Genomic DNA, 8,907 nt, shown 5'->3' on the forward strand with positions numbered 1-8,907 from the left:
CACTCCCAGTGGAGAAGGCCCTCAGCATAACGCCGCCAACGTCATGGGACATTGACGGCGTCGGGCCCTGCCACCGCGTGTTTGGCCGCGGCTCAGTCAGCCCAGCGTCCGGGTGCGGTGGACTGCGGCAATACCTGTGCCGACAGCGGACGGTCCTTTTCCAGCAGGTTGACCGCATCGGCCAGGATGGCGGCCGATTCACGCAGCAGCGGGTCCGGGCGCTTTTCGGCGGCCTTCTCGCGTGCGGCATCCTTGACGATGTCGCGCTCGTTGCCGGTCAGGCCGTCGTCGCTGCTGTCCTCGGCCAGCGGATCCAGCGGCAGGCCCAGCTCCTTGCGGATCTGCTGGCGCTGCTTGCGCTGGTTTTCCTGCTTGTCGCGCTCGGCGCGGCGTTCGGCCTCGTTGAGCGACACGTACTTCTTGGCGGCCTCGGTGCGGAACTGCTGCACGTCTTCCTCCCACCACTGGAACTCGCGGTCGTTGCGGATGCGCTGGCTGTGCAGGCCGTCCAGGCGCGGCACGATCGGCGCGAAGTTGCCGTACTGGGTATGCGGCACAGCGGCGATACGGGTCCACGGCAAGGCATTGTCATAGGTGCTTTCACCGAACTCGCTGGCATCGACGCTGGCCGGGAAGGCCAGGTCCGGCACCACGCCCTTGTGCTGGGTACTGGAGCCACTGACACGGAAGAACTGGGCGATGGTCAGCTTGACCTGGCCAAAGCGCTCCTTCTCGCTGGCCGGCCAGCGGTCCAGCGGCACCACGTTCTGCACGGTGCCCTTGCCGAAGGTGGTTTCACCGATCACCAGGCCGCGACCATAGTCCTGGATGGCACCGGCAAAAATTTCCGAGGCCGAGGCCGAACCACGGTTGATCAGCACCGCCAGCGGGCCATCCCAGGCCACTGCCGGGTTGCGGTCACTGTTGACGGTGACACGGCCGCCGGACTCGCGCACCTGCACCACCGGGCCCTGTTCGATGAACAGGCCGGTCAGTTCAATGGCTTCGTCCAGCGATCCGCCACCGTTGTTGCGCAGGTCCAGCACCACGCCGTCGAGCTTGTCGGCCTTGAAGCCGGCGAGCAGCTTGGCCACGTCGCGGGTGGCCGAGGCATAGTCGGCGGCATTGCGGCGGCGGCCTTCGAAATCCTGGTAGAAGGTCGGCAGCTTGACCACGCCGATACGGCGCTCGGGCACGCCGGCGGCCGCAGGGATGGTCATCGTCTCACCCTTGGCAGCCTGCTCGGACAGGCGGATCTTCTGCCGGGTCAGGGTCACCATGCGGTGTTTGCCATCCACACCTTCGGCGGCCGGGATGTATTCCAGGCGCACCTGGGTGTCCTTGGCACCGCGGATCTTGGCCACTACGTCGTCGATGCGCCAGCCGATCACGTCCTCGACCGGGCCGGAGCGGCCCTGGCCGACACCGACGATGCGGTCACCGGCCTTGAGCGTGCCATCCAGCGCCAGCGGGCCACCGGGCACCACTTCGCGGATCACCACCACGTCGTCCTGGCGCTGCAGCTGGGCACCAATGCCCTCCAGCGACAGCGACATGGCCTGGTTGAAGTTCTCCGCGGTGCGTGGGGTGAAGTAGTCGGTGTGCGGATCCACCGCCCGGGTGTAGGCATTGAGGTAGATCGAGAACACGTCCTCGTTCTTCCACTCGTTGATGCCCTTGAGCTGGGTCTCGTAACGCTTGTCCAGGGTCTTGCGGATGTCGGCGGCCGACTTGCCAGCCAGCTTCAGCCGCAGCCAATCGTTCTTGACCGACTTGCGCCACAGTTCGTCCAGCTCGGCATTGGTACCCCACGGCACGTCCTTGCGGTCGTACTCGAAACGCTCTTCGCGGGTGAAGTCCGGCTCCTGGCGCAGCAGGCCGCGCGCGTAGTTGATGCGCTCGGTCACGCGCTGGCGGTACACCGCGAACACCTGGAAGGCAGGATCCAGCTCACCGGAGCGGATTGCATCGCCCGTGCGTGCGGCCAGCGGCGCGAAGCCGTCGACGTCGGCCTTGGTGAAGAACTGCTTGCCGCCGTCCAGCGACTCCAGGTAGCGCTTGAAGACATCGGCCGAGGTGGCCGCGTCCAGCGGCCGCGGCCGGTAGGCATAGCGGCTGTCGGACAGCACCCCGTACACCAGCTTGGAGGCCGTGGCTTGGTCAACCGTGGGTCCGGAGCCCAGCGTCGGGGCGTCGGCACGCGCCAGCAGCGCGGTCGGCACGGTCAGCGCGAAGGCCAGCAGAAAAGCGGGAACTCGGTAGTTCATCAAAGTACTCGTGGCACCGAACGTTGGGGGAAGACTGCGGGCAGGTCAGACATGCCGACAGTGCCGAAAGTTTCGGCAATTGTCATCCGGCCCACGGCCAGACTAGCCGCAGTGCTGTAGCAGAGTGTGAATCGCCCATGCAGGGCTGCGGCCGCCGCCGCGGGCACGCCACCGGAGCAAGCCCGGGGCGTGCATGAAAGGCCGGGGTCAGACAGCGACGCCGGCACCGGCCGCCTGCTGGTCGGCATGGTAGGACGAACGCACCATCGGGCCGGAGGCAACGTGGGTGAAGCCCAGTTCGTAGCCGTAATCCTCGAACGCCTTGTATTCCTCCGGCGTCCAGTAACGCAGCACCGGGTGGTGATGGGCGGTCGGCTGCAGGTACTGGCCAATGGTCACCATTTCCACATCGTGCGCGCGCAGGTCACGCAGGGTGGCCTGCACCTGCTCGAAGGTTTCGCCCAGGCCGAGCATGATGCCGGACTTGGTCGGCACGTTCGGGTGCTGTGCCTTGAAGTTCTTCAACAGGGTCAGCGACCACTGGTAGTCCGCGCCCGGGCGTACGTTGCGGTACAGGTCCGGCACGGTCTCGATGTTGTGGTTGAACACGTCTGGCGGGTTCTGCGCCAGGATTTCCAGGGCGCGCTCCATGCGGCCCTTGCCGCGGAAGTCCGGGGTCAGCACCTCGATGCGGGTGCCCGGCGACTTTTCGCGGATGGCGGTGATGCAATCGACGAAGTGCTGGGCACCGCCGTCGCGCAGGTCATCGCGGTCGACGCTGGTCACCACCACGTACTTCAGGCCCATGTCGGCCACGGTCTGGCCCAGGCTGGCCGGCTCGTTGGCGTCCGGCGGCTTGGGCCGGCCGTGGGCCACGTCGCAGAACGAGCAGCGGCGGGTGCAGACCTCGCCCAGGATCATGAAGGTGGCGGTGCCATGGCCGAAGCATTCGTGGATGTTCGGGCAGCTGGCCTCCTCGCACACGGTGACCAGGCGGTTCTCACGCAGCTTGGCCTTGAGGTTGGCCACGGCATTGCCCGAGGGAATGCGCACGCGGATCCACGAGGGCTTGCGCAGCACCGGCGCATCGGCGAACTGCACCGGCGAGCGGTTGATCTTGTCACCGCCGAGCTGTTTGACACCGGCCTGCAGCGGCGCGGACGGGGCGTCGCCCTGCAGGACCTGCAGGGGAATGGAGCGCGTGGTGGATTCAGTCATGGCGTTATCAGCGGTCTCAGAGCCGCGTAGTCAGATCGGGCAGTTCGGGCGTCGGCTGCAAGGCCAGGCCGAACTGCTGGGCCAGATGGGACAGCAGCACCGACTTGACCGCTTCGATGCCCGAAGGACCGCCCAAGTCTAGCACCGAGGTCACCTGCATCCCGGCGTAGCCGCAGGGGTTGATGCGGTGGAAAGGCTCCAGGTCCAGCGACACGTTGAACGCCAGCCCGTGGAAACTGCAGCCACGGCGCACGCGGATGCCGAGCGCGGCGATCTTGGCCCCGCCCACATAGACACCGGGCGCGCCGTCCAGGCGTTCGGCCCCGATGTTCCATTCGTCCAGGGTGTCGATGATGGCCTGTTCGATACGACACACGTAGTCGCGCACGCCGATGCCGAGCCGGCGCAGGTCCAGCAGCGGGTAGACCACGATCTGGCCGGGGCCGTGGTAGGTCACCTGACCGCCACGGTCCACATGCAGCACCGGGATGTCGCCTGGCGCCAGCACATGCTCGTCCTTGCCGGCCTGGCCCAGGGTGAACACCGGGTCGTGCTCGACCACCCACAGCTCGTCGGTGCTGGTATCGGTGCGGGCATCGGTGAACTGCTGCATGGCGTGCCATACCGGCTCATAGCCCTGCCGGCCAAGGTCACGCAGCAGCGCCGGGCGCGGCGTAGCGCGCGCGGTCGCGGCCTTTGCCTCGCAGCTGTTTACAGCGTCCACTTCACTTCCGGGTGGTCGCGCAGCGCCGCATGGGCGGCATCGTACTGCTCGCGGTTTTCGGCCTTGAAGGCGATGCGCACCGAGACGTATTTGCCATTGGAGGAATGCTTCCAGGCGATGCGCTCGTTGAGCACTTCCACGCCGGCGCTCTGCAACAGCTGCGGCAGTTCGCGTTCCAGCCCGATATTGGCCGCGCCCATGGCGCTGAGCTCAAAGGTACCGGGGAACTGGAAGCCGTGTTCAGGGTTGTCGGACTTGATTTCCATGCCCGCCATTATCGGGGCGGAAGCCCGCAAACCCAAGGCCATGGCCGATCCACAGCCTTCCATCAGCGCAGGCCCTGCTCTCGACACGGGTAGTGCCGAGCCATGCTCGGCAGAAGGATCCCGGGCAAGCCCCTGCCGAGCATGGCTTGGCACTGCCTGGCAATCCGGCGAGCCCCCCCCGCCGAGCGCGGCTCGGCACTATCTGGCAATCGGGCAAGCCCTGCCGCGCCGGCCCGGCCCGGCACCACGCTACAAACGAGAAGGGCCGCTTGCGCGGCCCTTCGGCGGGATGAATCCCGGCTTACTTGGACAGTTCCAGCAGAGTCGAGGAGACCCAGCCACGGTTGCCCAGTTCATCTTCCACTTCCCACATCACGCCTTCCTTGGTGCCGGTGGGGTACAGCATCATGCCCGGGTCCAGGCTGCGCACGGGCGCACCGGTGCCGCGGGCATTGGCCAGCAGGCGGCCGGCACGGGTGACAGTCACGGCCTGCTGGGCGTTGGCGGCCGAAGCGTTGTCCGGCAGGCCACCCAACTGGGCGATGATGTCGGTGTAGGCCTGCAGGTAGGCCATGGTGATCACCTGGCCGATCTCGGTATTGGCGTAACCGCCGACACCGGCAGCCCCCAGGCCGCTACCGCCAAACAGGCCGGCACTGGCGCCGAAGCCCATGTCGCTCTTGCGCGCCGACCCTTCGGAAATGGCTACCTGCTCGGAGGAGCGCACGTCGGTGACGGTCAACACCACGTCGGCCGTCTTGCTGGTGAAGTTCAGGCCACCCACCACTGCACCGGCGCGACCGCCGATCAGGCCACCCAGCAGCCCGCCCAGAGCATTGCCACCGGCATTGCTGTTCTGCGAAATAAGGTCCGGGATCATCACGTAGTCGGCGGCACGGATCTGGCCCTTGCCAACGTTGGAGCGACCACGCAGGTCGCCGCTGGCAGCCAGTTCACGCTCGAACTGGCCTGCTGCCATGCCGGCGCCACGGTCAACGAGAGTGAAGCAGCGCGAGCGGTTGACGAAGGCCTTGATCAGCCGCGACGGCGCCGGCAGCTGCTGGCCCGTCCACCAATGCGTGGCGTCTTCCGGCTCGATCACCGACAAAGTGCCGATTGGACGCTGGCAGACCGGGATCTGCGCGGCAGCTTCCTTGCGTTGTTCCTGTGCCTGGGTGCCACGGTTCTTGAACGCGGCGTGCGCCGGCGCGCTGGCCGTGATTGCGGCAATAGCCACCGTGAGAGCCGCTGCGGACAGCGGCGAAAAGATAGTGCGCATATCTAGGTTTATCCCCATTACCTGCACCTTCCGAGGTGCGTTCCATTGGCTAGAGACCTGGCGGCAATCCTGTCCACGATGACACCGAGCAGGCAAAGCGCGGGCCGGTCCACTGTGCATGCTACCGCACATGGCCCCAAGGAATCTTCAGGTTTTTGTGAGGGAAATCCCTATGTCACATACGGGGAATACCTACGACGACCTCAGCTGAAACCTTAAAACCAGATCGCCGTCCCATTGAGACGGCGATCCGCCCCCTTTTTATGCCGATTCGACGGCGGCTGCGGGGACCCAGCCCTTGTTGCCCGTTTCATCCTCCACCTCAAGCATGCTGCCCTCGATGGTGCCGGTGGGGAACAACAACATGCCGGTCTTCAGCTCGGCGATGGCCTCGGACTGGTTGCTGGCACCGGTCAGCAGCCGCGCCATGCGCCGCAGCACCAGGGTGCCGGCGCGGGCAAGCTGCGCCGCACCTGCTGCCGCCAGCGCCTGCGGCGCTGCCACTGCAGGCATCGGTGCCGGCTCGTATGCCGACGCATCGGCCTCCGTTACCACCGGCGCTGCCACGGCCAGCGGCGCCACCGCAGGCACAGCCGCCGGGACCACCGGCTGCGGCGCTGCCATCGGCACCGGGGCAGCACCGGCAAACACCGCCTGCGGCGCCGGCTGGGTCTGGATTTCGCCACGTTTGCGATTGATCTGGGAGACCATGCGGGAGAGCGCCTCTTCGTAGGCCTCCTTGATCACCTGACCGATCTCGGTGTTCTCCCAACTGCCTGCGTTTACCCGCGCACTGCCCTGCACGTTGGAAGCCGCCACCGCCGCAGCCCAGGCCTTGTCGGTGATCTTGGCTTCGCCACCCACGCTGATCAGCTGCTCGGGGGTACGCACGTCCACCAGCGTCAACACCACTTCGGCGGTCTGCTTCTGGGTGGACAACTTGCCCGACACACCCGGCGTGGCGACATTGAGGACACCAGCCATCAAGCCACGCTTCTGCGGTGTAGAGGCGCCGCCACCGATATTCATGCCACCGGCATTGGCATTCTGCGAAACAATGTCCGGGATCAGTACATAGTCGGCGCCCCACATCTGCCCGCCGCCCAGGTTCTGGCCTGCCTGCAGGTGACCATCGAGAGCAAGATCACGCTCGGCCTGCGCAGCGGCGAAACCCACGCCCCGGTCCAGCACAGTGAAACACCTGGACTCATTGACCATCACTCCCAGCATGCGGGTCGGTGCCGGCAGACCGTAACTGGCCCACGCACCCATACCGTCATCAGGCTAGACGATGCGCAACGAGCCGGCATTGTTGCCGCATTTATTGCCAAGAAGATTGGTCAGATTGATGAATGCGTGGCTGGGTCCGGCGTAGGCCAATGCAGCAGCAGCCAATACCGCCGCGGCCCACAGCGCGGGCCGTGAGTTCGGATGGATCATGTTTTCCCCCTGTAACGCTTCCGTGCTGGTAGCGATCTGGTTCCTGGTTGGTGAACGAAATAAACGGCGCTTATTTCACGCCATAATCACTACCATGAATACGCAGGTTATCTGCAGCCCTGCAGCCGCGCAGCCGTACAAACTCATCAACCTGCAACTCTTATGACTGCATTGCCAGCCAACTGCGGTGAAGAACCACCCCGCGCACCACAACAAACTGTCCGCTTTGTAGCGATATATCCCGGCCAGAGCTGCCTCTAAGCTTTGCGCAGCATTTGAATGGCATAAGGAAGGAGCGCACATGAAAACCCGGTTGGGCGCGTACATGCTGCTGGTCGGCACCGCAGTCCTCGCACAGACGGCCATTGCCACGGAGCAGTGCCCGCAGAGCGCGTTGAAGGATCACCCGCCGGCAATCAACTTCCGTGTCGACAATGACCTGTTGGGCGGTCACAAACAGGACCAGGGCTATACCAACGGCGCCATGTTCACCCTGGTCTCGCCCAACCTGCACGACTTCACCGGCGACCCCTGCCTGCCGCGTCTGGCCCGCTGGACCAATCGTCACCTGGAACGCCTGCACCCCGGTGAGTTCGAACAGCAGAACATGATCTTCAGTTTCGGCCAGGGGCTGTATACGCCCACCGACAACACCCGCCGCGACCTGATCGAGGACGACCGCCCCTATGCGGCGGTGTTGATGGTCAACTTCGGTTACAACGCGCGCAATGACAACCGTCTGCGTACCACCCAGCTGGCGCTGGGCATGATCGGCCCCTCGGCCCAGGGCAAACAGGTACAGGATGCGGTGCATAGCGTACTGGGTGACGAGAAATTCATGGGCTGGAACAACCAGCTGCACGACGAACCGGTTTTCAAACTGCTGCACGAACGCATGCAGCGCTGGCCCGCCGAGGGCAATGCCAGCGGCTGGGGTTGGGACGCGATCAGTCATTGGGGCGGTGCCATCGGCAACCTGGCCACCTATGCCAATGCCGGCGGCGAGGTCCGTTTCGGCTGGAAGCTGCCGGACGACTTCGGCAGCTCGCCGATGCGGCCAGCAGGCGAGAACACCGCGCCAACGCGCCGTGGCCGCAGCGAGGGCTGGTCCAGTCATGTATTCGTCACCAGCGATGCCCGCTGGGTGCTGCGTGACATCACCCTGGACGGCAACACCTTCCGCAACAGCCACAGTGTCGACAAGCGCGCCCTGGTCGGCGACATCGGTTATGGCGTTGCGGTGATGCGCGGCAAATGGAAATTCGCCCTTGCCCGCTACCACCGCACGCGCGAGTTCGACGGACAGAAGGAAACCCCGGTGTTCGGCAGCTTCACCGTCAGCCGTACGCTTTGATTGCAGCTGCTGGCGCAGCCCAGTTACTACGCCTTGTAGAAAGAGAAAAGCGCAAGAGCGCCCTCACCCCAACCCCTCTCCCGCAGGCGGGAGAGGGGCTTGCAATGCGTCGGCGGCCGGTGCACTGGTCCTGCCAGGGCACTACATCCTGCAACTGCATGCAGGACGGCAGCCAAGACGTATCAACCACGAGCGAACCAACCCCTCTCCCGCGTGCGGGAGAGGGGTTGGGGGGACAGCACTTCTACTCCACGGCTTCGGCTTCGGCTTCGGCTTCGGCGTCGGCTTCGGCGTCGGCTTTGGCGTCGGCTTTGGCTTCGGCTTCGGCTTCGGCTTCGGCTTCGGCTTCGGCTTTGGCT

8 protein-coding genes are annotated in these 8,907 nt (G+C 65.4%); 1 reads left to right on the forward strand and 7 read right to left on the reverse strand.

The genetic code is table 11. The features are described 5' to 3' along the window. Positions 1–92: 92 nt before the first annotated feature. From B2527_RS14245 to B2527_RS14275, 7 genes are all read right to left on the reverse strand, one after another. Positions 93–2,267, reverse strand: a complete 2,175-nt coding sequence (locus tag B2527_RS14245; protein ID WP_293714590.1) for a carboxy terminal-processing peptidase — start codon at positions 2,265–2,267, stop codon at positions 93–95. Between the two features lie 207 nt (positions 2,268–2,474). Next, complete coding sequence (lipA, locus tag B2527_RS14250) at positions 2,475–3,485, reverse strand: lipoyl synthase (RefSeq protein ID WP_293714592.1); 1,011 nt, start codon at positions 3,483–3,485, stop codon at positions 2,475–2,477. 16 nt (positions 3,486–3,501) lie between these two features. Beyond that, the gene (lipB, locus tag B2527_RS14255; RefSeq protein ID WP_293714594.1) at positions 3,502–4,209 is read right to left on the reverse strand and encodes a lipoyl(octanoyl) transferase LipB; all 708 of its coding nucleotides are present in this window, start codon (positions 4,207–4,209) and stop codon (positions 3,502–3,504) included. Further along, a complete protein-coding gene (locus B2527_RS14260; RefSeq protein ID WP_293714596.1) occupies positions 4,197–4,475 on the reverse strand; it encodes a DUF493 family protein in 279 nt (92 codons plus the stop codon). Before B2527_RS14260 ends, lipB begins: the two co-directional genes overlap by 13 nt. Positions 4,476–4,776: 301 nt before the next feature. Beyond that, entirely contained in the window at positions 4,777–5,754 is a 978-nt protein-coding gene (locus tag B2527_RS14265) for a CsgG/HfaB family protein (RefSeq protein WP_293714598.1), read from the reverse strand. Positions 5,755–6,015: 261 nt separating this feature from the next. Then, positions 6,016–7,026 (reverse strand): CsgG/HfaB family protein, encoded by a 1,011-nt coding sequence (locus B2527_RS14270; protein WP_293714600.1) that lies wholly within the window; start codon positions 7,024–7,026, stop codon positions 6,016–6,018. A gap of 12 nt (positions 7,027–7,038) precedes the next feature. Next, the gene (locus B2527_RS14275; RefSeq protein WP_293714601.1) at positions 7,039–7,194 is read right to left on the reverse strand and encodes a hypothetical protein; all 156 of its coding nucleotides are present in this window, start codon (positions 7,192–7,194) and stop codon (positions 7,039–7,041) included. A 325-nt stretch (positions 7,195–7,519) separates the two neighbouring features. On the opposite strand from B2527_RS14275, the gene B2527_RS14280 reads away from it, so the two are divergent. Next, a complete protein-coding gene (locus B2527_RS14280) occupies positions 7,520–8,548 on the forward strand; it encodes a lipid A deacylase LpxR family protein (RefSeq protein WP_414717099.1) in 1,029 nt (342 codons plus the stop codon). The last annotated feature ends 359 nt before the right edge of the window (positions 8,549–8,907 follow it).

The sequence above is a fragment of the Stenotrophomonas sp. UBA7606 genome (genome assembly GCF_002477705.1).
Lineage (GTDB): Bacteria > Pseudomonadota > Gammaproteobacteria > Xanthomonadales > Xanthomonadaceae > Stenotrophomonas.